A 24,628-nucleotide genomic window follows, 5' to 3' on the forward strand; every position below is an offset into this window, starting at 1 on the left:
AAGAAGGAACACCCATGCCCACGCGCCGTGCCGTACTGGCCGTTGCCCTGACGCTGCTCGCCGCGGCCGGATGCTCGGGGTCGAGCTCCGGCGACGAGCAGGCCGCGCAGAACACCCTCGTGGTCAGCACCTTCCCCTTCGGGGTGAAGGAGTTCGAGCAGGCGGTCGTCGACCCGTTCACCAAGAAGACCGGAATCAAGGTGGAGCTGGACACCGGCTCCAACGCCGACCGGCTGTCGAAGCTGAAGCTCGCCAAGGGCGAGCCGGAGGCGGACGTGGTGCTGATCTCCGACTACTTCGCCGCGCTCGGCCAGAAGGACGGCCTGTTCGAGAAGGTCGACGTGCCGGCGATGAAGGAGCTGGCGCCGTTCGCGACCGAGGGCGCCTACGACGGCCCCGCCTACACCCACCAGCTGAACGGCGTCATCTACAACACCGACAAGCTGACCAAGGAGCAGGCCGCCGACTGGCAGCTGTTCGGGAACGCCGCGTACCAGAAGAAGGTGGCGCTGCCCGACATCTCGGTGACCGCGGGGCAGCTCATGATCTCGGGTGTGGGTGAGGCGTACGGCAAGGGGCCGTACGACATCGACGCCTCGCTGCGCACGCTGGCCGGCTGGGCGCCGAACGTGCTGCAGTTCTACAGCTCCACCACCGAGGTCACGAACCTGCTGTCGCAGGGCGAGATCGTCGCGGCGGACGCGCTGAGCGGGTTCGCTACCCAGCTCGTCACCTCGGGCGAACCGATCGCCTGGACGGCTCCCGCGAAGGGCCGCTACATGGCCACGAACCGGGCGATGATCCCCAAGGGCGCGCGCAACCAGGACGGCGCGAAGAAGTTCATCGACTACCTGCTGTCGGCGGAGGCGCAGAGCGCCACGGCGAAGATCGTCGGTGACCTGCCGGTGAACCCGAAGGCCGACATCCCGCCGGACATCGCCAAGGTGACCGGCGAGGCGGCCAAGGACCCGGTGGCCGCCGGGTACAAGACGCTCGACCCGGCCCAGCTCGTGGACACCCGCGACGCCTGGGTCAAGCGCTTCACCCGCGAGGTGGCCGGCAAGTGAACCTCGCAGCGCTGCCCAAGGTCGATCTGCACTGCCACCTCATCGGCACGGTGCGCGCCTCGACCTTCGCCGAGCTGGCCCGGCGGGAGAAGCTCGACCTGCCGGACACGCCGGAACGCATCTACGCCGACGTCAACTCGCTGCCGCCGGACCCCGGGCTCTATCTGAACACCCGGGTGCCGGTGCCGCAGGGCAGGGGCGCGGACGAGCCGGAGGTGTCGTACTCGCTGTTCCAGGTGTCGTCGTGGGTGCTGCAGGTGCTGCGGGACGCCGACGATCTGACCAGGATCACCTACGAGGCGTTCGAGGCGGCCCACCGCACGAGCGCGACCCGGCATCTGGAGCTGTCCTTCGACGCGCTGACCGAGCAGCAGGAGAAGCTCGGCTACGCGAGCGTGGTGGAGGCGTACGCCGAGGGCATCAGGATGGCCGAGCGCGACTTCGGCATGACCGGCCGGCTCATCGCGGCGGTCGACCGGAGCAGGACCGGTGACGAGGCGCTGGCCTGGGTGCGCACGGTGGTGGACCACCCGCACGACTACGTGGCCGGGATCGGGCTGGACAACCTGGAGACGGCGGGGCCGCCCGAGCGGTTCGCGGCCGCGTTCCGGCTGGCGGGTGAGGCGGGGCTGCGGCGTACCGCGCACTCCTCCGAGCACGCGCCCGTCGCCGTCAACACGATCACCTGCCTCGATGTGCTCGGCTGCGACCGGATCGACCACGGCTACTTCGTCCTGGAGGACGACGAGGTGGTGGCCAGGGTCAGGGACGAGCGGGTTCCGTTCACCGTCATCTCGACGACGTCGCGGCGCTCGTGGCGGCCGTGGCGGCGGGCCTCGATCGCGGCGATGATCGAGGCCGGGCTGAACGTGATCCCCGCCTCCGACGACCCCGGCATGTTCCCGACGTCGCTGACGCAGGAGTACCGGATCCTGTCCGACGACCTCGGTGTGCCGGACGAGCGGCTGAAGGCGATGGCGCTGGCCGGGGTGGACGCGTGCTGGCTGCCCGAGCCGGAGAAGGCCGCGCTGCGCCGGCGCATGGAGAGCGAGCTGGCCGCCGCCGGGTGATCAGGGCCGGTACGGGCGCACGCGCGGCCACCATCCGGGCACGGCCGCGCGGTAGCGCTCGTAGTCGGCGCCGAAACTGCGCCGGAGCCTCGGTTCCTCGTAGAGCCGGACGAAGAGCACGACCGGGACCGCCATGACGGCCGCGTAGACCAGCAGCCAGCCGTTGCCGAACACCATGGCCTGCCCGATGACGGCGGCGAACAGCCCGAGGTACATGGGGTTGCGCACGTAGCGGTACAGGCCGCCCACGACCAGGCGGTCCGGTGGCGCGGCGGGGATCGGCGTGCCGAAGCCCTCGACCACGAACCGGACGAACGCCTGGGCCAGGATGACGAGCCCGGCCGCTAAGAGCAGCGCCCCCACAGCCCTGACCGGCACCATCGCCCAGGCCGGGAAGGGCTCGTGCAGCTGCCAGCGGGAGACCCACCAGGGACCTGCCACGGCGACGAGGCCGGGGCCGACGGCGAAGAACGCCGTGCTCACTGTTGCTGCCGTCGTTCTGTGCATCGCTGCCTCCGATCAATTCATCATGTGATGAGTTTAGGTCGGGGGCAGCGGCCGGTCAACGCTCTCGGCCCTGATCTGGCCCCGGGCAGGGCGAGGCACGGGTTGCCGTGTCCTCGCCCTGAGGATTTCGGGCGTTACGGTCTCCACTGCTCCGCCGGCGACACACCGGGAAGCGGCTTGCCGATGAGGGCCAGGGGGAGGAAGAAGCAGACCTGGCCGATGGCCATGATGAGGGTGGCGAGCGCCTTGTCGTCGTAGTGCTCGCAGGCTCGGGCGTACAGCTCGTCAGAGACGCGTTCGCCGGACGGGTTCGGGGTGAGCACGGATTCGACGAGCTCCAGTGCGATGCGTTCGGCGTCGGTGAAGTAGGGCGCGTCCTGCCAGGAGGCCACGGCGGTGATGCTCTCTTCGGTGGCGCCGGCCTTGCGGAGGTTGCCGGTGTGCAGGACGGTCAGGTACGTGTTGCCGGCGATCTGGCCCGCGCGCAGCTGCATGAGGCTGATGGTGGTCTGCGGGATGGTGCCGTTGCCGGTTGCCTTGTACAGGGCGCCGCCGATGTCCTTGAGTTCGGGGACGAGCACGGCGGGGTTGGGCAGGCGCGACTCGATGGTGGTCATGGTGGGTGTTCCCTTCGGGAGTCTCAACTCGTGGATCGCTGCTTTGACGGATCGTGTGGAGCGAAGGTGACCGGTTGGGGCGGTCGATTTCAGCCGGGCGTGCTGCCGAGGGCCTGCGGTGTGGGCTCAGTGTCCCGGTTGGCGGGCCGGGGGCGTAGGAGGAGGGCGGCGGTGAGGATCGCGGCGAGGTAGAAGCCGCCCGCGCCGAGCATGCCGGCGGTGTAGCCGCTGGTCAGCGCGTCGGGCAGGGGTGTGCCCGAGGGCTGGTCGGCGGTGGCGGTGACGGCGATGCCGGCCAGGACGGCCAGGCCGAGGGCGCCGCCGATCTGCTGGCTGGTATTGACCAAGCCGGAGGCGATGCCTGAGTCGCGCGGTGCGACGCCCTGTACGCCGCCGATGGTGGCCGCGACGAAGCCGATGCCCAGACCGATGCCGCCAGCGAGCTGGGCGGGCAGGAGCGCGAGCAGGGGGTTCTGGTCGGGGGTGAGCAGGCTGAACCAGCCCATCGCCGCGGCGGCCACCGCCATCCCCATCGCGAGGACGGCCCGGGTGGAGGTGCGGGCCTGCAAACGGGGTCCGATGAGGCCGGAGCCGAGGCCGATGCCGATCGCGAACGGCAGATAGGCCGTACCGGTGATCATGGGCGAGTACTGCTTGATCGTCTGCATGTAGAGGGTGAGGAAGTAGAACGTGGCCAGTTGCCCGGCCCCCATGAGCAGCATGACGAGGTTGGCGCTGAGCCGGCCGCGGTCGGCCAGGACGCCTGAGGGCAGCATCGGGCTGCGCGCGGTGCGCTGGATGAACGCGAACACCACGAGCAGCGCGACTGCGGCTGAGCCGAAGGTCAGGGTGAGCCCGTCGTCTGCGCCGTGCGAGCCGGCCCGGTTGATCGCGTACACCAGTGAGCCGAGGGCGAGCGTCACAGTGGCCGCGCCGGGCAGGTCGAGTTGGCCGCGCTCGCGGCTGCCGGGTGTCAGGGCGGAGGATCCGGCGAGGACCACGAGTGCGATGGGGATGTTGACGAACATGATCCAGCGCCAGCCCGCGTATTCGGTGAGAGCGCCGCCCAGCAGCAGGCCGGCGACTGAGCCGAGACCCCCCATCGCGCCGTACACGCCGAGCGCCTTGTTGCGCTCCGGCCCGGCGGGGAAGGTGTCGGCGAGCAGGGACAGCGCGGCCGGAGCGACGATCGCGGCTCCGACGCCCTGCAGCACCCGGGCGGCGATCAGCACGCTCCCCGTGCCGGCCAGGCCGCCCAGCAGGGAGGCGGCCAGGAAGACGACCAGCCCGGCCCGGAACAGCCTGCGCCGGCCGAACAGGTCGCCGGCGCGGCCACCGGCCAGCAGCAGGCCGCCGAAGGCCAGGGCGTAGGCGGTCAGCACCCAGTCCAGGTCGGCCTCGGCGATGCCGAGCCCGGCTCCGATGACGGGCAGGCCCACGGTCACGATGGTGCCGTCCATCACCATCAGCAGTTGCGCGGCGGCGATCACCAGCAGGGCCAGGCCGCTTCTTCTTTCGGGAACACTCATCACCAGGCTCCTCAGGCGGCGATGGCGGCGATGGCGGCGCGGTGGACGGCTGCGGCGAGCCGGTCGTGCTCGGGGTAGGACCAGGCGAAGCCGAATCGGCGGCGCGTGTAGCCGAACGCGATGCCACTGACCGGGTCGGCGAAGGACTCCGAGCCCGCCGAGCCGTCGTGGCCGAACGCGTTGGCGCTGAGGAACGTGTACCGCAGGCCCTTGGCCTGGAAGCCGAGCGCGTAGTTGCCCTGCGCGCCGCGGACCAGATCCGAGCCGGACGAGTGAAGCTGGGCGAACTCGGCGACGGTGTCCGGTTTGAGGAGCGGGGGGCGTCCGTCGAGGCCCCAGACGGCCGCCGCGTACAGGCCGGCCAGGCCGCGTGCGCTGCCCACCCCGCCGGCTGAGGCCGGGCCGTTGGCGCGGACGGCGCGGGTGTTGGCGAAGGCGACCTGGTCCAGCGGCGGCGTGCTGTTGAGCCCGTAGCCGATGCCGAGGATGCTGTGCGGGCCGGGCAGGTTCGACCAGAACGCGGTCTCCTGTTCCGGTGTGGCGGTCCACCACTGGATGGGCCGGAACCGCTGCTCCTCGGCCGCGGGCAGCCCCAGGAAGAGGTCCAGCCCGTACGGGATCCGGATGCGCTCGTCGTAGAGCTGCTGGAGCGAGTGGCCGGTCACCCGCCGGATCACCTCGTTCACGATGGCGAACGTGACGAACCCGCCGTAGCCGTAGGCCGAACCGGGCCGCCAGTACGGCCGCTGCCCGGCGAGACAGGAGGCGATCACCGCGTCGTCGGCCAGTTCGGCCGCCGACAGCCCGCCGTCGATCCCGATGACGCCGGAGCGGTGTGTGAGCACGTCCCGCAGCGTGATCGTGTCCTTACCGGCGGCGGCGAACTCCGGCCAGTGCCGGGCCACCGGCTCGTCCAGGTCGAGAACGCCCTCCTGCACCAGCAGCGCCGTCACCAGCGTGGCGGCGCCCTTGGTGGAGGAGTAGACGGCGGTCAGCGTGTCACCGTCGGCCTCGTCTCCGCTCCACAGGTCCACCACCCGCCGGCCGCGGACGTAGGCGGTGAGCTGCGCGCCCGCCTGGCCGTCCTGCTCGGCCACCATCGCGGTGAACTCCTCGCGCACCGGCTCGAAGCCGTCCGCGACCGTTCCGTGGACATTCATCCTGCTCATCGTTCGGCAACCCTTCGTCAGGAGTGTTGGGCACCGACATGACGCATGGTCCGCGGGAAAGGTGACCGGGTGCGTACGCGGTCACCTTTCCTTGATTTGATGCGTCAGCGCTTTGACGTGACTGAGATGAGAGGAAGACGACCGTGACGCCGCATGACTTTCTGGCCGACCAGTTCCAGGGGCACCGTCCCCATCTGAAGGCGGTTGCCTACCGCATGCTCGGCTCGCTGAGCGAGGCCGAGGACGCGGTCCAGGAGGCATGGCTGCGCCTGGCGCGCTCGGACTCGGGCGACATCGACAATCTCGGTGGCTGGCTGACCACCGTGGTCGGCCGGGTGTGCCTGGACATGCTGCGTGCCCGTAAGTCCCGGCGGGAGGAGTCGCTGGAGGAGCGCCTGCCCGATCCGGTGGTCAGCCTCGCGGATGCCGCCGACCCGGAGCAGGAGGTGCTGCTGGCGGATTCGGTGGGCCTGGCGCTGCTGGTCGTGCTGGAGTCCCTGAGCCCGGCCGAACGGCTGGCGTTCGTGCTCCATGACATGTTCGGCCTGCCGTTCGAGCAGATCGCGCCCATCGTGGACCGCACGCCCGTGGCGGCCAAGAAGCTCGCCAGCCGCGCCCGTCAGCGCGTCCGCGGCGCGGCCCCGAACCCCGACCCCGATCCGGCCGATCAGCGCCGCGTGGTGGACGCGTTCCTGGCCGCCGCCCGCGGCGGCGACTTCGCCGCGCTGGTGTCCATTCTCGACCCCGACGTGGTGCTGCGCGGCGACGGCGGGACGCTCGCCGGCGGCATGAAGGTGCTGCGCGGTGTCGCGGCGGTGGCCGGGCAGCTCGGCACCTTCCAGCGCATGGCCACCAGCGCCACCGCCCACCCGGCGCTGGTCAATGGTCTCGCCGGCCTGGTCAACACCCTTGACGGACGGCTCATCTCCGTCATGAGCTTCACCATCTCCGACGGCAAGATCTCCACCATCGACATCCTGTCCGACTCCGACCGGCTGGCCCGGCTCGACCTCACCCACCTGGAGCTGTGAAACCCGGCCGCCCGGCTGCTCGTACGCGGCAGCACGGGCCCCGCCCCCGGCTGAGCGTCAGGAGCGCACGAGCCTGGCGATCGCGTCGGAGGCCTCCTTGACCTTGGCGTCGGCCTCGGGGCCGCCCTTCTGAGCGGCCTCGGCGACGCAGTGGGCCAGGTGCTCCTCCAGCAGCGACAGCGAGAACGCCTTCAGCGCGCTGGTCGCCGCCGACACCTGGGTGAGGATGTCGATGCAGTATTGGTCGTCCTCCACCATGCGCTGCAGCCCGCGGATCTGCCCCTCGACGCGGCGCAGCCGCATGGCGTGGTCCTGCTTGTTGGCGCTGTATCCGGCCATGTCACGCCCTCCCCTCGCCTCTGCGCAACACCATACCCCTGTACCGTATTCCGGGCCGCCGCTGAACCGGACGGCGCCGCGCCTGCGTACCTCGTCGTGACGACGGAGGAGGCGCACACGTGAGGGTACGGACGGCGGCGGTGTCAGCGGTGGTCTGCACGATGGCCGTGGCCTTACCCGGCCCCGCCATGGCCGACCCGTCACCGGCCCAGGCCAGGGCCAGGCTGGTCAAGCTCAACGAGAAGGCCGACCAGCTCGTCGAGCGCTACAACCGGGCGAGCGAGGCGTACAAGACGGCCCGCGACCGTTACCGCGCGCTCGACGCGGAGGCGGCGGCGGACGACGCGCGCGCCGAGGAGCTGCGCGCGGAGCTGGCCGACCTGGCCGCGCGTGACTACCAGCTCGGCTCGCCGCTGAGCTGGCAGCGCTTCGTCGGCAGCGGCGACCCCGAGGCCGTGCTCGGCGGCATGGCGGCGCTGGAGCAGCTCGCCCGCGACCGCGCCGCCCGGCTGCGCGCCTTCGAGTCGGCCACGGCGCGGCTGCGTCAGAAGCGCGACCGGGCCAAGGCCGTGCTGGCCGAGGCCGACGAGGCCCGCGACGAGGTACGCCGCGAACAGGCCCAGGTCGACAAGCTGGTGGACCAGCAGACCGCGCTGCTGCGGCGGCTGGGGGCGTTCAAGACCGGCAATCCGCAGAGCACCGGCAAGACCTACACCGGGCCTGCGTCGGGGAACGCGCGGCGGGCGCTGGAGTTCGCGTTCGCGCAGATCGGCAAGCCCTACCGGTACGGCGGCACCGGGCCTGGCTCGTGGGACTGCTCCGGGCTCGTGCAGGCGGCCTGGCGGGCGGCCGGGGTGACGCTGCCGCGCACCACGTACACGCAGTGGAGCTGGGGCGCCGCGCGGCGGGTCCCCGTGACGGCGGCGCAGCCCGGCGACCTGCTGTTCAGCAGGGGTCTCGGGCACATGGGCATGTACGTGGGCGACGGCAAGATGGTCCACGCCCCGCAGACCGGCGACGTCGTCAAGATCGTCTCCCTCGACGGCTACTGGCGCGACCGCCTGATCGGCGCCGTACGGCCCTGACCTCCGGCGCTGTGATTTCTGCGCATTTTCCGGTCGCGCTCGGGTACCGCGTGCTAGTGATCTGTAAGCGCCCGCCACACCGGCGAGGCCACCGGCCGCCCATCCCCCGCGGCGGCCGTGCACCGCGATGACGCGGTCGTCTTGTCCTCCAACACCGAAGGTTGTGAGCATCATCGAGACGCACCACGGAGGTCCTCGATGCCTTTCCTGACCCAGCTCGCCGACGTCGCCCGGCGCACCGGGCATCCGGTGACCGAGGTGTCCGGCTGGCGTGGCCGCGGCCACGGCCCCCAGCCCGAAGTGCAGGGCATCGTCTGCCACCACACCGCGGGGCCCGCGGGCGGCGGCGACTACCCCTCGCTCGCGGTCGTCCGTGACGGGCGGCCCGACCTCGAGGGGCCGCTGTCCCACTTCGGGCTCGGCCGGTCCGGTCACATCTACGTGATCGCCGCAGGCCGGTGCTGGCACAACGCGCCCTCCACGTCGGCCTTCCACGACAACTCCAGCTCCATCGGCATCGAGGCGGAGAACGACGGCTCCCAGCCGTGGCCGGCCGAGCAGCTGGACGCGTACCGGAAGTTGTGCGCGGAGCTGTGCCGCGAGTTCGGGCTGCCCGCCTCGCGCGTCAAGGCGCACCGGGAGGTCAACACCTCCAAGCCCGACCCCCACTCGATCGACATGACCGACTTCAGGGCGGCCGTCGCGGCCCTCGTCGGCGACACGCCCGCCCCTGGAGGCCCCGGCCCCGGAGGGTCCTGGACGGAGGACATCGTGAAGCAACTGCCGCTGGTCCGGCTCGGCGACGACAACTTCGACGTCAAGACCGTCAGGGGGTGCCTGTTCGCCCGCGGGCACGTCCCGCCGGCCGCGTACGCGCAGGTCGCGGACGGGCTGGAGGGCTGGCTGACGTCGACGCTCTGCGACGACCAGCTGGTGGAGCTGGTCCGCGGGTTCCAGCAGGCCGAGGGCCTCGAGGCCGACGGCGAGGTCGGGCCGCTGACCTGGCCGCCGCTGCTGCGCATCTGACGCTGTCCGATCGGCGGCGGAGGAGCACCTCAAGGACGTCCGCGAGGTTCACCACGATGTCGTCGTGGAGGGACGCGAGAAGGTGGTGGCGGGCGTCGGCGCCCCGGCGGGCGAGGGAGGTGCCGCGCGAGCGGGACAAGGAGCGGCGTCCTCCCTGCCCGGCTCTCACGGGTCGAGCAGGGTGCTGACCAGGACGTGGCCGCCGTCGCGGTCGTGGGCGGCGGTCCAGGCGAGGATCGGCCGTCCGGCGGTGTCCAGGGTCATCGCCAGGCGGCCGCCCGCGCCGTTCAGCCTGGCGACAGGGACCGTGCCGCAGCGGGTGGCGGCGCACGAGGTGAGGGCGATCCTGTCGCGGGTCACGTCCTGGTAGGCGACCAGGGCCCGGCCCGCCCGGTCGAGCACCAGCACGGGCGGGCCGTGGACGGCCTCGGACAGCCGCGTCGTCCGCCCGTCCGGGCAGTCGGCGGTGCGGCAGTCGAGCAGCGTGACGGCGCCGCCCGCGCCCGCCTGGTACGCGATCACCGGCCGCCCGTCCCGCCGCATCGCCAGCGCGAGCCCGGACCGGGGCGTCCCCAGGGCGAAGCCCCGCGCCGGCGCCGCCGAGCCGCGCACGGGCGTGCTCACGGTGGCCCGCTCGCAGGCGGCGTCCTGGCAGGAGACGACGTGCACGGCACCGGTCGTCGCGTCGAGCTGGGCGGCGACCGGCCGGCCGTCGGGGGCGACGGCGAGCGCGAAGCCGTCCTCCTTGTCCAGGTACGCCGGCACCTTCAGCACCGCCGCCTGCCGGGTGACCGGCGTGGCGCAGGCCAGGTCCGCACAGGAGGTGAACGCCACCGTCTGCTCCCCCGGCTTCCCGGCGCCCGATTCGCCCGCGTGCGCCAGCACCAGCCCGCCGCCGCCGGGCCGAGCGGCCACCGCCAGCGCGAACTCGTGCGGCCCCGCCGACACCCGCCCCGCCGGGCCCCGCGGCCTGGTGCAGCTCTTCGCGTCGCACAGCAGCAGGTCGAGCCGCCCGGCGCCGCCGTCGGTGGTGGCCCACGAGGCCAGCAGCAGCCGGCCGCCGGGCATGGGGGCCGAGGCCACGTCCCGCCACAGGTCCTCGCCCGCCGGGCCGGCGTAGACGGTGGCGGTGTCCGTGCAGGCGGGGTCCGTGCAGGCCAGCAGGGTCGGCGGGGTGTCCAGGTCGTCCAGGAGCAGCAGCAGCCGGCCGTCGCCGGTCAGGTGCGCGGCGGCCGGGTCGGAGACGGCCGTGACCGGTCGCTGGTGGAGCTCGGGGCGGTCGAGCAGGTTCGCGGTGGCGGTCATCGCGTACAGGACGGCGGGCAGGAGGACGGCGGCCACCAACCGCCACAGCCAGGTCCCTGCCGGCTCTGGGTGGCCGTTCTGGCACGAGGGGATGTCCTTGAGTGCGACGGTCTCCGGGAAGACGGCCGAGTCCTGGAGCGCGGTGTGCCGCCACGCCAGCCGTTGCAGGTAGGCGCGGGTGAGGACGCTCGCCTGGAACGGCAGCACGGTCACGGCCAGGGCGGCGGTGAAGGTGATCGCCAGCGGGGCGGGGACGGCGTCCAGAGCCCACAGCGCGGCCCGTACGGCGAGGGCGGGCACGAGCACCGCCCCGGTGAGCAGCGCGATCACGTCCGGCCATGTGCCCTCGACGGCCAGCCGGTACGCCCGCCCGACCGCCTGGACAGGCCCCCGCCGTTCGAGCACCAGCACCGGCCCGGCCAGCAGGACCGGCGAGGCGGCCAGCGCCAGCCCGCCCGCCGTGAGCCAGGAGAGGAACTCCCACCGGACGGCCACCTGCACCCCCACCACCGCCCCCACCACCGCCGCCGCGCCGAGCACCGTGATCGCGGTGACCGCGAGCAGCGCCGGCCACCGCCGCACCGCCATCCCGAGCGCCGCCGCCGGCTCGGCCTGGCGCCCGGTCTGCCGCGCCGCGGCCAGGAGCGTCGTGGCGCCCGACACCACCGCGTACGCCGCCACCACCACGACCGCGACCCCCGCCATCCAGCCCGGCTGCCACGGCCCGGGATCCTCGGCCAGCACCAGCTCACCGTTGACCACGGCCACCGACCCGACCATGGGCAGGGCGGCCAGCCCCGCGAACCACGCCAGTGGCGCGAACACCACCAGACCGGGCACCGCCAGCCGCCCCACATCGACCCCGGCCGCCCGGGAACCGGGCCACAACACCCCACCCCGCCGCAACCGCGCCACAAGTCGTACACTCTCCACGCCGCGACTGTCCCAGCCGGAACCGCCCGTGTCGGTCAACTCGCCGCAATAGGTCTGGGCCGAACCCCGTAAGCCGGCCTCAGTGCCGGACGGTCACCACGATCTTGCCGATCTGGGTGTTCGACTCCAGGTGGCGGTGCGCCTCGACGATGTCCGCCAGGTCGAAGGTGCGGTCGATGACGGGCTTCAGCGTCCCGGCACGGAGTCCGGCTTCGATGAGGGCTCGCGCGCGCTTCATCCGGCCGGGGTCGGCGGTGACGAGGCCGACGTGGTAGCCGTGGACGGTGATCGGCCAGTTCATGGGCAGCGGCGCGGGCCGGGGGTCGAGCCAGCCGTAGACGATCAGCAGGCCGTCGGCGGCCACGGTCTCGGCCAGCTCGCTCAGGCCGGGCCCTGCCACGGCGTCGAAGACGACCCTTGCCCCCTGTCCCCCGGTGACGGCGGCCACCCGGCCGGCGAGATCGTCCTCGTCGGCCGCGATGACGTGGGCGGCGCCGGCCTGCAGCAGCCGCGCGGACTTGGCGGCGGTCCGGGTGACGGCGATGGGAACGGCGCCGAGGTGGTTGGCGATCTGGATGGCCGCGAGCCCGACGCCGCTGGACGCGGCGGTGATGACGACGCTGTCGCCGGGGTTGATGCGGCCTGCTTCGACCAGGGCGCCGTACGCGGTCAGGTACGTGGTCCACAAGGCGGCACCGGTGACCGGGTCGACCCGAGAGGGCAGGAGGCACCCGGCCGGGACGTTGACGCGGTCGGCGTACACGCCATGGCGTGACATCTCCTGATCGCTCAGGATGCTGACCGCGTCGCCCGGCGCGAAGCCCGCGACCTCCGGCCCGACCTCCTCCACCGTCCCGGCCGCCTCGAAACCGAGCCGGGAGCCGGGAAGAGCGGGCTGGTAGTAGTACGTACCGGCGCGGAAGAGCGCCTCGGCGCGGTTGAGCCCGATCGCCTCGACCCGGACACGGACCTCACCGGGGCCGGGGGCGTCGAGCCGGACGTCCTCGATCTTCAGGACGTCGGGGCCGCCGAGTTCATGAAAGAGCACCGTTCGTGCGTGGATTGTCCCCCACTCCTCGCGCACGCTCATGTCCGCGCCCTGGGGCATGCGGTTCGCCCCCTCCGACGGGGCCGGTTGCCACGTCATCCTGCAAGGCTCCTGCCGGCTCCTGCCGCCCGATGGGGAGCAGATCCCGCTCGGCCCCGGCGACGTGGTGTTCCTCCCGCACGGACGCGGGCACGCGATCGCGGACGATCCCGCGACGCCGCTGATCGACGTCGTCCAGGACCAGGACGGCACGTGGACGCTGAGCGAGGAGCCCCCGCAGGGCACGGGCCCGGCCACGCTCATGCTGTGCGGCGCCTACCGGCTCAACCGGGCGCGGGCGCACCCGCTGCTCACCGGGCTTCCCGACGTCGTCCACCTGCCGGCCAGGATCGGCACGAATGCGGCGCTCCGCTCCGCCGTGGACCTGCTGGGCGCCGAGCTGGAGCGCCCTGGCCCTGGCTCCGACGCGCTGGTGCCGGCGCTGCTCGACGCGCTGCTGCTCTACGTCCTGCGCGCCTGGCTGCACGAGCACGCCGGGCAGGCGGCCACCGGGTGGGGCGCCGCGCTGACCGACCCGGCGATCTCCGACGCCCTGCACGCCCTCCACGGCGATCCCGCCCGCTCCTGGACGGTGGAGGAGCTCGGCGCGCGGGCCGGCCTGTCACGCGCGGCCTTCGCGCGCCGCTTCACGACGGTCGTGGGCCGGCCGCCGCTGGCCTACCTCACCTGGTGGCGCATGACGGTCGCCGGCCGCCTGCTGGCCACGAGCGACCTCCCGCTGCGAGTCGTCGCCGAACGTGGCGGCTACACCTCGGAGTTCGCGTTCGCCAAGGCGTTCAAGCGGGAGTTCGGGGTGTCGCCCGGCAGGTATCGCAGGCAGGCCGCGCAAGGGATCTAGGACCAGGCGACCGGCAGTGAGTGCACGCCGAAGATGAGCATCTCGTTGCGCAACGGCACCTGGTCGGCGGGCACCGCCAGGCGCAGGCCCGGCAGGCGGGTGATCAGCTCGCGCAGCCCGATCTGCATCTCGACCCGGGCGAGCTGCTGTCCCAGGCACTGGTGGACGCCGTGCCCGAAGGCCAGGTGGGAGGTGCGCGGGCGGAGCACGTCGAGGCGGTCGGGGTCGGGCCAGTGCTGCGGGTCGCGGTTGACCTCGGGCGTGGCGACGACGACGGTGGCGCCGGCGGGGATGTCCACGCCGCCGAGGGTCACCGGCTCGGTGGTGACGCGGCTGACGCCGAGCTGGATGATGCTGAGGTAGCGCAGCAGCTCCTCGACCGCGTTGTCGATCAGCGACGGGTCCGCGCGCAGCGCGTCGAGCTGGCCGGGGTTCTCCAGCAGCGCGAACGTGCCGAGCCCCAGCATGTTCGCGGTCGTCTCGTGACCGGCGCCGAGCAGGACGAGCGCGATGTCCACGAGCCGGCCGTCGGTCAGCGGTGGCTCGGCCTCGTGGATGAGCCCCGACAGCAGGTCGTCGCCCGGCTCGGCGCGCTTGGCCGCGACCAGGCCCTGCATGAACGCGTACAGCTCGGCCCCGGCCTTGGCCCGCTCCTCGGGCGGGGTGTTGGAGTTGAGCGAGATGGCCGTGCGTTCCTGGAACTCGGCCCGGTCGGCGTAGTCGACGCCGAGCAGCTCGCAGATGACCAGCGAGGGCAGCGGCAGCGCGAACGCCGGCACCAGGTCGGCGTGGTCGCCGGCCGCCTTCATGGCCTCGATGTGCTCGACGGCGATGTCCGTGACGCGCGACTCCAGGGCCTTCATGCGCCGCACGGTGAACTGGCCGGTCAGCAGCCTGCGGATCCTGGTGTGCTCGGGCGGGTCCATGAAGACGAAGAAGCCGTCCTCGCGGGTCTCGATGGCCGGGCCCTGCGGCAGGGTGCCGGCCTTGAGCGCCTCGACCTCGTGCGGCTGCAGGGACGTGGCCTCGCGGTGCCGCATCCTGTCGGCGCTGAAGCGCGGGTCGGCGAGCACCGTACGGGCCTCGTCGAACCCCGTCACCAGCCACGCCTCGGCCCCGTTGAGCAGCGGCAGCGGCTGGACGGCGCCCTTGCCGCGCCGCTCGACCAGCCCGGGGGGCGGGTCGAAGGGGCACCCGCCGCGCTCCACCATCCCGCCGGGCAGGATCCTGCGCATCGCCGTGGGGTTGGCGGCGGGGGTCTCCTCGGTGAGGCTGTCGTTGCTCATCGGCGCATCCTGTTCCCGGGCTCGGGCTGGCCCGTCAGCGTTCGGCACGTCCTTCAGCGCAAAACTTACACGACGCGCATGTATGCACGACGTGCACGAATCGCGAAAACCGGTGGCATCGGCCGGCTCGCCGCTGCCATGATCACGTGCTTGTGAGCACCGAGGTCCCCGCCGTGATCGCCGAGCTGGCCGGCGACGACACCGTCACGCTGGTGTGGCGCAACGAGCTGGGCGGGCTGACGTACCGGCTCGACGGCGCCGTGGTGCGCTACGCGAAGTGGGTCGCCGCGGGCACGCCGGAGATCGACCTGATGGCCGAGGCCGAGCGGCTGGCGTGGGCGTCCCGCTGGGTCGCCGTGCCACCGGTGCTGGAGCACGGCACCAGCCCTGGCGAGGAGTGGCTGGTGACGGCCGCCGTGCCCGGCACCTCGGCCGTGAACGAGCGGTGGCGGGGCGAGCCCGAGGTGGCGGCGCGGGCGATCGGGCGCGGGCTGCGGCTGCTGCACGACACGCTGCCCGCGAGCGCGTGCCCGTACGACTGGAGTGTCGAACGACGGCTGCGGCGCGCCCGGGAGCGGTTCGCCGACGGGGAGGGACCGGACGACTGGTCGCCCGAGCACCGCCACCTCGGCCTCGACGAGGCCCGCGCGATCATCGAACGCCCGCCGCCGCTCGACCGGCCGGTCGTCTGCCACGGCGACGCGTGCGTCCCCAACACGCTGCTGCACGACGACGGCGCGTTCGCCGCGCACGTCGATCTCGGCTCCCTCGGCGTGGCCGACCGGTGGGCCGACCTCGCGGTGGCGGCGTGGAGCCTCGACCACGACTTCGGGCCCGGCCACGACGCCGGCCTGTACGAGGGGTACGGGATCGAGCCCGACCCCGTACGTCTCGCCTACTACCGGCTGCTGTGGGACCTCGCGTGAGCCCCGCTCATGGCTCGATGGCGAAGTTGTCGCGGAAGACGTTGCCCGGGTCGTAGCGGCGCTTCAGCTCCCGCAGCCGCCGCAGGGTGGGCTCGGGGTAGGCCTGGAGCAGGCGTTCGGGGCGCTGGTCGGTCTCGAAGTTGATGTAGAGGCCGGAGAAGTGGCCGAGCATGGCGTCCCAGGCGGCGTCCAGGCCGCGCCGGCTGTGGCCGAACGCGACGAGCTGGAAGCTGGCCGAGCGGCCCGCGTACGCGGTGGCGTCCCACGGCACGTCACGCGAGGCGCCGCCGATGCCCCTGACGTGGAAGAAGTACGTCTGGCCGCTCGCCACCAGCCGCTGCGCCGCCGCGGCCAGCTCGGGCGTGAGGTGGTCGGCCAGCCCCGACCTGGTCACCGGCTCGCCCTGACCCTCGTGCGCGGCGGGCGGCACGTGCATGACCGCGTCGTACGGCAGCACCTGGATGGAGTAGTCGAGCAGCGGTGCGGCGGCGGCGATGGGCTGCAGCCTGGCGACGATCGTCTCGGCGTCGTCCGAGTCGACCACGGCCATGATCTGGCCCATGAGCGGCTGCCCCGGCCGGGCGCGGCCGATGATGAGGGCGCTGGTCAGGTCGCGCGGCGCGGCCTCCATGGCGGCGCCCCAGCGTTCCAGCAGGCCCGCCGTGTCGGTGGCGTCCACGACGAACTGCGCGAACCCGACGTCGCCCACCTCGTCCACCTCGAACTCGAACGCCGTGACGATGCCGAAGTTCGCGCCCGCGCCGCGCACGCCCCAGAACAGCTCGGCGTTCTCCTCCTCGTCGGCCCGCACGCGCGCGCCGTCGGCCAGCACCATCTCCACGGCTTTGAGGTGGTCGATGGTCAGGCCGTGCTCGCGGACGAACCACCCGATACCGCCGGACGTCGCCAGCCCGCCCACCCCGACGCCGCCGTAGTCGCCCGAGCTGAGCGCCCAGCCGTGCGGGGCGAGCGCGGCGGCCACGTCGCTCCAGCGCGCGCCCGGCTCGATGCGGACCCGCCGGGTGTCCTTGTCGAGGACGTCGATGGCGTGCAGGCGGGACAGGTCGATGACGATGCCGCCGTGGTTGGTCGAGCGGCCGCTGATGCCGTGGCCGCCGCTGCGGATCGACAGCTTCACCGGCTGCGTGCGGGCGTACCGCACGGCCTCGCTCACCTCGTCCGGCGTGCCTGGGCGCAGGACCAGCCCGGGGGATCCGCCTCTGAGGTACGTCGAGCGCACGCGGGCGTAGCCGGGGTCGCCCGGCTCCACGGCCGAGGCGGCCAGGCTCGCGGGGACGGCGTCGTAGTCGATGCCGGCGTGGCGGTGCTTGCGCACGAACAGGCTCTTGACCTGCGTCGCCGTCTCCTGCGCCGCCGCCCGCAGGGCCGGGGCGGCCTCCTCGGCGAACCGTCTGATCGTGTCGGAGTCGTCGGTGGCCAGCAGGATGGTGCCGATTCCGGCGTCCTCGATGAGGGGCAGTAGTCCGGCCGCCGTCGCCTCGCCGGTGACCTGGACCATCCGGCGGATCTCGCGTGGATCGCGCCCCGCCGCCTCGGCCGCCTCGTCGATGACGGCGTTCGCCGCAGTGACCGCGGTGACCAGCCGGCCACCCGCGCCTCCTGCTGGGGCCGCGTCGGCGTCCTGGCCGGACGCGGTGAAGAGCCAGGCGTCGGCCTTGTGGGCGGCGAGGCGGAGCACTTCGTGGCCGGGCTCGCCGGCGATCCAGAGCGGGATGTCGTGGGCGGGGGCGGGGCCGCGTTCCGCGCCCGGCACCCGGTGGTGCTCGCCGTCATGACGGAAGGGCGAGCGCTCGGCTGCCGACCAGACGCCGCGGACGATGTCGGCCGCCTCACCGGTGTCGGCGCCGGCGAGCAGCCCCAGCTCGACCCGCCCGCCCGTGAGCAGATCAAGGCTCGCGGCGGCCCGCGCGGTCACGGTGGGCACTGTGCCGGCCGCGCCGGCCGGCACGGCGGCGGGCGCCGTGTCTTGCGACGTGGCGGGCTTCGCAGCGGGCGCGGCGATCGCGGCGAGCATGATGCGGTCCGTCCGACCTGCCACCCAGCTCATCAACGTCCACGCGTCCAGACCCGCCGCCTCGCCCCCATCGCCGGAGGTCGGAGGCTCGTTCTGGAAGGTGATCAGGTCGTAGCCCAGTTCCTCGGCCAGCCGGGCCAGGTCGGCCGCCGTGCCGGGGGTGGCGCCGGTGAGCAGGAGGCCGAGGCGGAGGGGGTGGGCGTACCGGGTGGTCATCGGGCGCGCTCCTGCGCCACGAGCGCGCGGGTGGCGGGCGCGACCTCTTCGCCGAACGTCCTGATCGTGCCGGCGTCGTCGGCCATCACGATGTAGCCGGAGAAGCCGTATTCGAGGGTGAGCGCGGCCAGTTGCTCGGCCCACTGCTCGGGCGGCCCGGCGAGGAGGCGGTCACCGCGGGTGGAGTCGAACCGGCCGCCGATGTTGAGCAGCCGCCGCACCGCCGCGGGCTCCCGCCCGGCGGCCTCAGCGGCCTCGTCGATGATCGCGTTGGAGCGGGTGACCTCGTCCAGGCTCTTGATGTACGGCAGCGAGGGCAGCCACCCGTCGGCCTTGGCGCCGGTGAGGCGGAGCATCTTCGGTTTGTACGCCCCCAGCCAGATGCCGATGTCGTGCGCCGGAGCAGGCCCCCGCTTGGCCCCGTCTACCTGGTAGTACGTCCCGTCCACCCGGAACAGCGACCGGTTGTCCGCCTCCCACAGCCCGCGGATGACGTCGATCGCCTCGCCGAGCGCGTCCACGGCCTGGCCAGGGCTGAGCCGGCGCCCGCCCATGGCCTCGATCGCGTCCCAGAACCCACCTGCTCCCAGCCCCAGCTCGAACCGTCCATGACTGAGCAGGTCGAGGCTGGCCGCCGCCCGGGCGAGCACGGCGGGCGGGCGCAGCGGCAGATTGATGACGTTGCCGGACAGGTGGACGCGTTCGGTCTTGGCGGCGACGTAGGACAGCAGCGTCCAGGTGTCGAGGAAGCCCGATTGGTAGGGGTGGTCCTGGAAGGTGACCAGGTCGAGCCCCGCGGCCTCGGACTCCTGTGCCAGGCCGACGACCTCCTTCGGCGCGGAGTTCGCGGGGGTGATGAAGGTGCCGAACGTGAGCTCGTGGCCGTAGTCAGGCATGGTGCCCTCCTCAAGATATGTTGTCGCGAAGACTATCTACGCGCCAGACGAGTTGCACAACCACGGATCAGTCGGGCACATTCCCGCGTCAGTCGGCCAGCATCTCCTCGGCCACCTCGCACGGGTCCCTCGCCGGCTCGATGTCGCTCGCGTCACACGCCACCCGCCGCAACATGCTCATGAACGCCTCGCGCTCGTCCGCCGACAGCGCGCCGAGCAGGCGGTCCTCGGCGTCGCCCACGCGGCGTTCGAGGTCCTCGTAGACGCTCACGCCTTTGCCGGTGGCCACGATGCGGCGCTGCCGCCGGTCGGACGGGTTGAGCCTGCGCTCCACCAGCCCCGCCTCGACCAGGTCGTCCACGAGGTACGTCAGCACCGTGCGGTCGATGCCGAGGAAGGACGCCAGGGAGAGCTGGGTCGGATGCCGGCCGCTCACCACGGCGGCGAGCGTCTGGTAGCCGCGCGGGCCGTGGGGCAGGTCGCCGATCACCGTGACGACCGTGCTCTGGTAGGCGCGCAGCAGCACGCCGAGCGTCCAGCCGAGGTTGTGGTCGGTCACGGGCTCATCACTCATACCGGGATACTACCGACCACCGACTTTCGGCACCGCAGACGTTCTGTCAGACAACACGTCACCGCTTGTCCTTGAGCACGTACCCACCCTTGATCACCGGCGCGTCCGGGGCGGGAGCCATGCACTTGGTCAGCAGCGGCTCCCCGGGCGCGGTCGCCCCCGACAGCCCGATGCGGCCGGTGCCCTTGGCGGTGACGTAGAAGCTCACGCCCAGGCGCACCTTCCGCGCCACCATGTCCTCCCACGGCCCGCCGGGAGCGGCCTTCACCAGGATCCCGGTGACGGTCGCGACGGGGCCGCCGGTGGTCAGGCAGTCGACCTGGAGCTCGCCCCAGTTCACCATCCGAGGTTTCCCCGGCTCCTCGACCGCGTGATAGATGCGGAACGTGCCCCACGCGCGCGTGGGGAAGACGGGGCTGCGCTCGGTGTACTCACCGTGCGCGTCCACCGTGACCTGTACGTCGTTGCCCGGAGCAGGGAAGTGCATCCGCGCCCAGCCCTTGATGGAGGCGGTGGTGATCGTGCCGTCCTGGGCGGCGCTCGCGGCGGGGGCGAGGCCGGTCGTGAGGGTGGCGGTGAGGGCGAGGGCTGCGGCGGCGCGTGCGTACGTACGCATATCGTCTCCTGACGAGATCGGCGTGAAGTGCGGTCACGACTTTCGCGGAGGACCGGCCTCTTCGCCTCCCCCGTCCGGGTGATGTCGTACGGCGGCCCGGACACGCTTCGCGAAACCCTGAAGCATGACGTCTCCCCTGCTCACGCCCGTTAACGTGACATGTCATGACGTACGGCCCCCACAACCCGCCCTATCCCCCGCCAGGACCATCCGCCCCGCCGCCTCCCGTGATCATCGACGTGGCCCGCGACACCAAGACCAAGTCGGTGATCGGCGCGTCGGTCGCGGGCGGGATCGGGCTCCTCGCCGTGGTCTCGGCGCTGACCGGGCAGACCACGGGCGGCTCGGGCGCCGCCGTGGCCGTCGGCATCGTGGGGGCGATCTTCCTGCTCATCGGCCTGCTCCCGGTCTTCACCTGGAAGAAGCTGACCCGCCCGCGCCGGCTGGTCTTCGACGCCCACGGCGTGCGCTGGGACGACCCCCAGGGACGGCCCTGGGCGGCGGCGTGGCAGGAGCTGGCGGGGGTGGGCATCTCGCGTACGCAGCAGCGCCGCGTCAAGCTCGCCGACTACATCTTCCGCAAGACGATGGTCAGGCTCGACCTGTTCCCCGCCGACCCCGGCTTCCGGCAGCGGCACCCGGAGATGGAGCACCTGTGGGAGTTCCACACCGTCAAGAACGGCTACCGGCTGCCGCTCGGCTCGAACCCCAAGTACATCCCGGTCATCGAGCAGGCCATGCGCCAGTACCGCCCGGCCGCCTACTGGGGCGTCAAGGACGAGGGGTTCATGGTGGGCCTCGTCTGACGACCGACCGACCACGCCGACGGCCGACACCGCCGCTGCTCGCCGGCACCGCGCCGACCGTTGACGCCGGCGGCCGGCACCGCCACCGCTCGCCGCGCTGCGCCGGCCGCGACGCCGGACGCCTGTGCCGCGCGGCCCGTACGGCGGGTTGATCCTCATCTGACGTTAAGGATGGTCCTCTAGCCTGAGCGCTCGTGCTGGTGCAAGAGGATGCGGAGACGGCGGCGCCCGAGGTGCGGCCCAGGCGGGTGTGGCGCAGGCGGCTGACGGTCGCCGTGGCGGTGCTGTTCGCGGCCGGCACGGTGGTGCGGCTCGGCGGGCTGGAGACGGGCGTCTTCCTGGTGCCGATGGCCGCCTTCACCCCCGGCTTCGCGGTGCTGGCGCTGGTCGTGCTGGGCGTCGCGGTCCTGCTCAGGAGCCGGGCCGCGGCGGCGATCATGCTGGTGGTGTGCGCCTGCCTGGCCTGGTGCGTGGTGCCGCGCGCGTTCGGTGACGGCGCGGCGCCGGCCGGTGGCCGTACGCTGCGGGTGCTCACCGCCAACCTCAACGGCGGGCGCGGCGACGCGGCGGTCATCGTCGATCTCGTACGCCGCCTCGACGTGGACGTCCTCAGCATCCAGGAGCTCACCTGGTCGGCCAAGGTCCGGCTGACCGCGGCGGGGCTCGACGACCTGCTGCCGTACGACATCAGCGTGCCCGACGTACGCGGCCCCGAGGGCAGCGGCATCTACTCCCGGCATCCCCTGCGCGAGCGGAAGGGGCTGTTCCGGCCGGTCGGGCACCACATGCCGGTCGCGGAGGTGTCTCTGCCCGGCGGCTCGCCGGTCGAGGTGGTCGTCGTGCACCCGGTGGCTCCCGTGCCCCGCACGGTGCCAGAATGGCACGCCGGCGTCGCCTCCCTGCCGCCCGCGCCCACGTCGGGGCCGCCCAGGATCCTGGCCGGCGACTTCAACGCCACCCTCGACCACGCCGTCTTCCGCGACCTCCTCGGCACCGGCTACACCGACGCCGCCGCCTCCACCGGCAACGGCCTCGTCCCCACCTGGCCGCACGGACGCTCGCTGCCGCCCCTGGTCACCATCGACCACGTACTGACGGACGCGCGCGCCGGAGCGGTGGCCACCCAGATCTTCGACGTCCCTGGCTCCGACCACCGGGCCCTCTTCGCCGACCTCCGCGTCCGCCCCTGACGCGCCGGGACCGTTCGCGGAGCGGCGAACCCGCCGGAGAACAAAAGCCGCACACTCCGCAATTTCCATAAATAGCCGCCACACTCGAATATCTCAATGTCGGCTTTTGATACCACCCGACGTAAATAAAAGACCGCTGCGTCAATTTGTTTGAGCGGGATCGGGAACCTAGGGTCTACGTGTCGGCCGGCACCTTTGTACCAAGGCCGGGGGTGGGCGGGAATTGCCGGTTCTTTTTCGCACAATACGCGCGCGGACAATCGCCGCAGGCGTGGTGCTCGGGTGGGTCGTTCTCACGGTGGTGGCCGTGCTCACGAGCGGCCCGCTCGAGGACGTCCGCGTCACCAGCGGCACCTCCCTGCTCGCCAGGGGCGTCGAGTCGGCGCGGGTGCTCGACCTGGTGGCCGAGCAGTCCGGGCGGTCGGTGCCCACCCTCGTGATCTACGAACGCACGGGCCCGCTGCGGCCGGCGGACCTCGCGGCCGTACGCCATGACCTACGGAAGTTCGCCCGCCTGCCCGACGTGGTCGGCACCTCCTCGATGCCGCTGCCCAGCGCCGACCGGCGCGCCCTCCAGGTGACGGTGCTGCTGTCCGGCCGGCCCGGCGTGGTGATCGCCCCGCTCGTCGAGCAGGTGCGCGGCATCGCGGCCGCCGCCAACCCACCGGGCCTGGTCAGCCACGTGACCGGCGCGGGCGGGGTCGCAGCCGACTACGCCGACTCGTTCCTCCGCGTGGACGGCACGCTGCTGGCGCTGAGCGTGACCGTGGTGCTCCTGGTCCTGCTGGCCGTCTACCGCAGCCCAGTGCTCTGGCTGATCCCGATGCTCGCCGTGGCGGCGGCCTATCTGTGCTCGGCCGCCGCGATCTACGCCCTCGCCCGCTCAGGCTGGATCACCTTGCGCGCGGCCACGCCGGAGGTCTTCACCGTACTGGTCTTCGGCGTCGCCACGGATTACGCGCTGCTGCTGGTGGCCCGCTTCCGCGAACGCCTCCGCATGACCCCCGACACCGCAACGGCCCTGAAGCAGGCCCTGTCGAGCGGCATCCGCACGGTCGTCGCCTCGGCCCTGACGGTGGCAGGCGGCGTCGGCTGCCTCGCCGCCGCCGACACCAACGCCCTCCGCTCGATCGGCGCCGCAGCCGCCGTCGGCGTCCTCATCACGATGGCCGTAATGGTGACTCTCCTCCCCGCCCTCATGCTCCTCGGTGGCCGAAGAGCCTTCTGGCCCGCCATTCCCCACCACGACACCCCCTCCAGCCACCGGGCCCCGGACGAGCCGACCGGCGCGTCGCGGCACGTAGTCCACCAGGTCACCCTCGGCGGGCAACCGGGCCGGTTCTCGCCGGCTCGCGCCGGCGTGGGGCCTGATCGGGTGTGGGGGCGGGTGGCCGGGTTCGTGGGGCGGCGGGCGCCCTTCGCGTGGGCGGGGTCGCTGGCGCTGCTCGCGCTGATGTGCCTGGGGCTGACCACGCTCGACGCGTCCGGCATTCCGCCGTCGGACATGTTCACCACGCGCACGGCCTCGGTGGAGGGTTACGACGCGCTGCGACGGCACTATCCGGCCAGCGCTCCCGTCGTGGTGCTGGCCAGGCAGGGCTCCACCGCCGCCGTGGCACGGGCCGTACGCGGGGCCGAGGGCGTGGTGTCGGTGCGGCGCGGACCGGCCGCCCCCTGGCGGGTCTACGACGTGGTGCTGGCCGCCGAGCCCAACACGCCGCACGCCGAGCGCCTGGTGGAGAACCTCCGAGCGACCGTACGCGCGGCGGCCGGCGACGCGGCCCTGGTCGGCGGGTTCACCGGCGAGCTGCTCGACGCCAAGAACGCCGCCCTCGCCGACGCCCGCCTCGTGGTGCCGCTGATCCTGGTGGTCGTCGGCCTGATCCTGATCGTCCTGCTGCGCTCGCTGGTGGCGCCGCTGCTGCTGATGGGCACGGTGGTGCTGTCGTTCGCGGCCACGCTCGGGCTGTGCTCGGCGCTGTTCACGCAAGTGCTCGGCTATCCGGTGATGGACGTGTCGTTCGCCCTGTACGCGTTCGTGTTCCTGGTGGCGTTCGGCGTCGACTACAACATCTTCCTGATGGCCCGCGTACGCGAGGAGACCCCACGCCTCGGCACCCGCGGGGCGACCCTGCACGCCCTGCGCGCGACCGGCGGCGTGATCACGGCAGCTGGCGTGGTGCTGGCAGCCGCCTTCTTCGTCCTCACCGTCCTGCCCCTGGTGCCGGTGGTCCAGCTCGGCCTGCTGGTGGCGGTAGGGGTGGTCATCGACACCGTGCTGGTCCGCTCGTTCCTGGTCCCAGCCCTGGCCCACCACCTGGGCCCCCGCATCTGGTGGCCCGCCCACGAACACCACCACCCGCCCACACCTCGCCCAGCCACCGAACCCACGCCCGCGGTCACCGCCCGGTGACCCGCCACCGCTCCCGAACGCCGCGTCGGGTGCCGTTCGCAGGCAG

Annotated in this window: 21 protein-coding genes and 1 pseudogene; 10 read left to right on the forward strand and 12 right to left on the reverse strand. The window is 72.7% G+C overall.

Features of this window, described 5'->3' with window-relative positions; all coding sequences use genetic code 11:
• Positions 1 to 14 precede the first annotated feature (14 nt).
• Both ACFFR3_RS08570 and ACFFR3_RS08575 read left to right on the forward strand, forming a co-directional pair.
• A complete protein-coding gene (locus ACFFR3_RS08570; RefSeq protein ID WP_345407613.1) occupies positions 15 to 1,067 on the forward strand; it encodes an ABC transporter substrate-binding protein in 1,053 nt (350 codons plus the stop codon).
• On the forward strand, positions 1,064 to 2,137 hold the full coding sequence (locus ACFFR3_RS08575; RefSeq protein WP_345407615.1) for an adenosine deaminase family protein: 1,074 nt from the start codon (positions 1,064 to 1,066) through the stop codon (positions 2,135 to 2,137). Before ACFFR3_RS08570 ends, ACFFR3_RS08575 begins: the two co-directional genes overlap by 4 nt.
• Here the strand turns inward: ACFFR3_RS08575 and ACFFR3_RS08580 are convergent, their stop codons facing one another.
• The 4 genes from ACFFR3_RS08580 to ACFFR3_RS08595 form a co-directional block, all read right to left on the reverse strand.
• Positions 2,138 to 2,644, reverse strand: coding sequence for a methyltransferase family protein (locus ACFFR3_RS08580; protein WP_364373245.1), 507 nt, complete (start codon positions 2,642 to 2,644; stop codon positions 2,138 to 2,140).
• A 134-nt stretch (positions 2,645 to 2,778) separates the two neighbouring features.
• Entirely contained in the window at positions 2,779 to 3,261 is a 483-nt protein-coding gene (locus ACFFR3_RS08585) for a carboxymuconolactone decarboxylase family protein (protein ID WP_364373248.1), read from the reverse strand.
• 89 nt (positions 3,262 to 3,350) lie between these two features.
• Complete coding sequence (locus ACFFR3_RS08590) at positions 3,351 to 4,790, reverse strand: MFS transporter (RefSeq protein WP_364373251.1); 1,440 nt, start codon at positions 4,788 to 4,790, stop codon at positions 3,351 to 3,353.
• An 11-nt stretch (positions 4,791 to 4,801) separates the two neighbouring features.
• The gene (locus tag ACFFR3_RS08595; RefSeq protein ID WP_379482890.1) at positions 4,802 to 5,959 is read right to left on the reverse strand and encodes a serine hydrolase domain-containing protein; all 1,158 of its coding nucleotides are present in this window, start codon (positions 5,957 to 5,959) and stop codon (positions 4,802 to 4,804) included.
• A gap of 143 nt (positions 5,960 to 6,102) precedes the next feature.
• Between ACFFR3_RS08595 and sigJ the strand changes: the two genes are divergently transcribed.
• Positions 6,103 to 6,990, forward strand: coding sequence for an RNA polymerase sigma factor SigJ (gene sigJ / locus ACFFR3_RS08600; protein WP_345407619.1), 888 nt, complete (start codon positions 6,103 to 6,105; stop codon positions 6,988 to 6,990).
• Between the two features lie 57 nt (positions 6,991 to 7,047).
• Here sigJ and ACFFR3_RS08605 read toward each other — a convergent pair whose 3' ends face one another.
• A complete protein-coding gene (locus ACFFR3_RS08605; RefSeq protein WP_345407621.1) occupies positions 7,048 to 7,329 on the reverse strand; it encodes a metal-sensitive transcriptional regulator in 282 nt (93 codons plus the stop codon).
• Between the two features lie 119 nt (positions 7,330 to 7,448).
• Between ACFFR3_RS08605 and ACFFR3_RS08610 the strand changes: the two genes are divergently transcribed.
• Both ACFFR3_RS08610 and ACFFR3_RS08615 read left to right on the forward strand, forming a co-directional pair.
• Complete coding sequence (locus ACFFR3_RS08610; protein WP_345407623.1) at positions 7,449 to 8,414, forward strand: C40 family peptidase; 966 nt, start codon at positions 7,449 to 7,451, stop codon at positions 8,412 to 8,414.
• 198 nt (positions 8,415 to 8,612) lie between these two features.
• The gene (locus tag ACFFR3_RS08615) at positions 8,613 to 9,440 is read left to right on the forward strand and encodes a peptidoglycan recognition protein family protein (protein WP_379482891.1); all 828 of its coding nucleotides are present in this window, start codon (positions 8,613 to 8,615) and stop codon (positions 9,438 to 9,440) included.
• A 165-nt stretch (positions 9,441 to 9,605) separates the two neighbouring features.
• Here ACFFR3_RS08615 and ACFFR3_RS08620 read toward each other — a convergent pair whose 3' ends face one another.
• Both ACFFR3_RS08620 and ACFFR3_RS08625 read right to left on the reverse strand, forming a co-directional pair.
• Positions 9,606 to 11,678, reverse strand: coding sequence for a hypothetical protein (locus tag ACFFR3_RS08620; RefSeq protein ID WP_379482892.1), 2,073 nt, complete (start codon positions 11,676 to 11,678; stop codon positions 9,606 to 9,608).
• Positions 11,679 to 11,757: 79 nt separating this feature from the next.
• Positions 11,758 to 12,726, reverse strand: a complete 969-nt coding sequence (locus tag ACFFR3_RS08625) for a zinc-dependent alcohol dehydrogenase family protein (protein ID WP_379482893.1) — start codon at positions 12,724 to 12,726, stop codon at positions 11,758 to 11,760.
• A 13-nt stretch (positions 12,727 to 12,739) separates the two neighbouring features.
• Here ACFFR3_RS08625 and ACFFR3_RS08630 point away from each other — a divergent pair, with 13 nt between their 5' ends.
• The gene (locus ACFFR3_RS08630; RefSeq protein WP_417629306.1) at positions 12,740 to 13,624 is read left to right on the forward strand and encodes an AraC family transcriptional regulator; all 885 of its coding nucleotides are present in this window, start codon (positions 12,740 to 12,742) and stop codon (positions 13,622 to 13,624) included.
• Here the strand turns inward: ACFFR3_RS08630 and ACFFR3_RS08635 are convergent.
• On the reverse strand, positions 13,621 to 14,910 hold the full coding sequence (locus ACFFR3_RS08635; RefSeq protein WP_379482894.1) for a cytochrome P450: 1,290 nt from the start codon (positions 14,908 to 14,910) through the stop codon (positions 13,621 to 13,623). The two genes, ACFFR3_RS08630 and ACFFR3_RS08635, sit on opposite strands and share 4 nt — an antisense overlap.
• 152 nt (positions 14,911 to 15,062) lie before the next feature.
• Between ACFFR3_RS08635 and ACFFR3_RS08640 the strand changes: the two genes are divergently transcribed.
• Positions 15,063 to 15,836 (forward strand): phosphotransferase, encoded by a 774-nt coding sequence (locus ACFFR3_RS08640; RefSeq protein ID WP_345407639.1) that lies wholly within the window; start codon positions 15,063 to 15,065, stop codon positions 15,834 to 15,836.
• Between the two features lie 7 nt (positions 15,837 to 15,843).
• Here ACFFR3_RS08640 and ACFFR3_RS08645 read toward each other — a convergent pair whose 3' ends face one another.
• From ACFFR3_RS08645 to ACFFR3_RS08660, 4 genes and pseudogenes are all read right to left on the reverse strand, one after another.
• A complete protein-coding gene (locus ACFFR3_RS08645; protein ID WP_379482895.1) occupies positions 15,844 to 18,087 on the reverse strand; it encodes an LLM class flavin-dependent oxidoreductase in 2,244 nt (747 codons plus the stop codon).
• Between the two features lie 2 nt (positions 18,088 to 18,089).
• Positions 18,090 to 18,983, reverse strand: a pseudogene (locus ACFFR3_RS08650) (LLM class flavin-dependent oxidoreductase); the annotation flags it as partial.
• 88 nt (positions 18,984 to 19,071) lie between these two features.
• Complete coding sequence (locus ACFFR3_RS08655) at positions 19,072 to 19,557, reverse strand: MarR family winged helix-turn-helix transcriptional regulator (RefSeq protein ID WP_345407645.1); 486 nt, start codon at positions 19,555 to 19,557, stop codon at positions 19,072 to 19,074.
• A gap of 58 nt (positions 19,558 to 19,615) precedes the next feature.
• Positions 19,616 to 20,173: a hypothetical protein gene (locus tag ACFFR3_RS08660; protein ID WP_364373285.1), complete on the reverse strand. Its 558-nt coding sequence runs from the start codon at positions 20,171 to 20,173 to the stop codon at positions 19,616 to 19,618.
• Between the two features lie 164 nt (positions 20,174 to 20,337).
• Between ACFFR3_RS08660 and ACFFR3_RS08665 the strand changes: the two genes are divergently transcribed.
• From ACFFR3_RS08665 to ACFFR3_RS08675, 3 genes are all read left to right on the forward strand, one after another.
• The gene (locus tag ACFFR3_RS08665) at positions 20,338 to 20,979 is read left to right on the forward strand and encodes a hypothetical protein (protein ID WP_379482896.1); all 642 of its coding nucleotides are present in this window, start codon (positions 20,338 to 20,340) and stop codon (positions 20,977 to 20,979) included.
• A gap of 194 nt (positions 20,980 to 21,173) precedes the next feature.
• Positions 21,174 to 22,169, forward strand: a complete 996-nt coding sequence (locus tag ACFFR3_RS08670; RefSeq protein ID WP_379482897.1) for an endonuclease/exonuclease/phosphatase family protein — start codon at positions 21,174 to 21,176, stop codon at positions 22,167 to 22,169.
• 271 nt (positions 22,170 to 22,440) lie between these two features.
• Positions 22,441 to 24,582, forward strand: a complete 2,142-nt coding sequence (locus tag ACFFR3_RS08675) for an MMPL family transporter (protein ID WP_364385892.1) — start codon at positions 22,441 to 22,443, stop codon at positions 24,580 to 24,582.
• Positions 24,583 to 24,628 lie beyond the last annotated feature (46 nt).

The organism is Nonomuraea salmonea, from assembly GCF_042428605.1.
GTDB classification, from domain to species: Bacteria; Actinomycetota; Actinomycetes; order Streptosporangiales; family Streptosporangiaceae; genus Nonomuraea; species Nonomuraea salmonea.

Bases quoted from the DNA above. Each gene is read 5' to 3' on its own strand.
- ACFFR3_RS08665 (WP_379482896.1), top strand. From the start codon at position 20,338: ATGACGTACGGCCCCCACAACCCGCCCTATCCCCCGCCAGGACCATCC.
- ACFFR3_RS08585 (WP_364373248.1), bottom strand. From the start codon at position 3,261: ATGACCACCATCGAGTCGCGCCTGCCCAACCCCGCCGTGCTCGTCCCC.
- ACFFR3_RS08595 (WP_379482890.1), bottom strand. From the start codon at position 5,959: ATGAGCAGGATGAATGTCCACGGAACGGTCGCGGACGGCTTCGAGCCG.
- ACFFR3_RS08615 (WP_379482891.1), top strand. From the start codon at position 8,613: ATGCCTTTCCTGACCCAGCTCGCCGACGTCGCCCGGCGCACCGGGCAT.
- ACFFR3_RS08590 (WP_364373251.1), bottom strand. From the start codon at position 4,790: ATGAGTGTTCCCGAAAGAAGAAGCGGCCTGGCCCTGCTGGTGATCGCC.
- ACFFR3_RS08605 (WP_345407621.1), bottom strand. From the start codon at position 7,329: ATGGCCGGATACAGCGCCAACAAGCAGGACCACGCCATGCGGCTGCGC.
- ACFFR3_RS08645 (WP_379482895.1), bottom strand. From the start codon at position 18,087: ATGACCACCCGGTACGCCCACCCCCTCCGCCTCGGCCTCCTGCTCACC.
- ACFFR3_RS08580 (WP_364373245.1), bottom strand. From the start codon at position 2,644: ATGCACAGAACGACGGCAGCAACAGTGAGCACGGCGTTCTTCGCCGTC.
- ACFFR3_RS08570 (WP_345407613.1), top strand. From the start codon at position 15: ATGCCCACGCGCCGTGCCGTACTGGCCGTTGCCCTGACGCTGCTCGCC.
- ACFFR3_RS08635 (WP_379482894.1), bottom strand. From the start codon at position 14,910: ATGAGCAACGACAGCCTCACCGAGGAGACCCCCGCCGCCAACCCCACG.
- ACFFR3_RS08660 (WP_364373285.1), bottom strand. From the start codon at position 20,173: ATGCGTACGTACGCACGCGCCGCCGCAGCCCTCGCCCTCACCGCCACC.
- ACFFR3_RS08655 (WP_345407645.1), bottom strand. From the start codon at position 19,557: ATGAGTGATGAGCCCGTGACCGACCACAACCTCGGCTGGACGCTCGGC.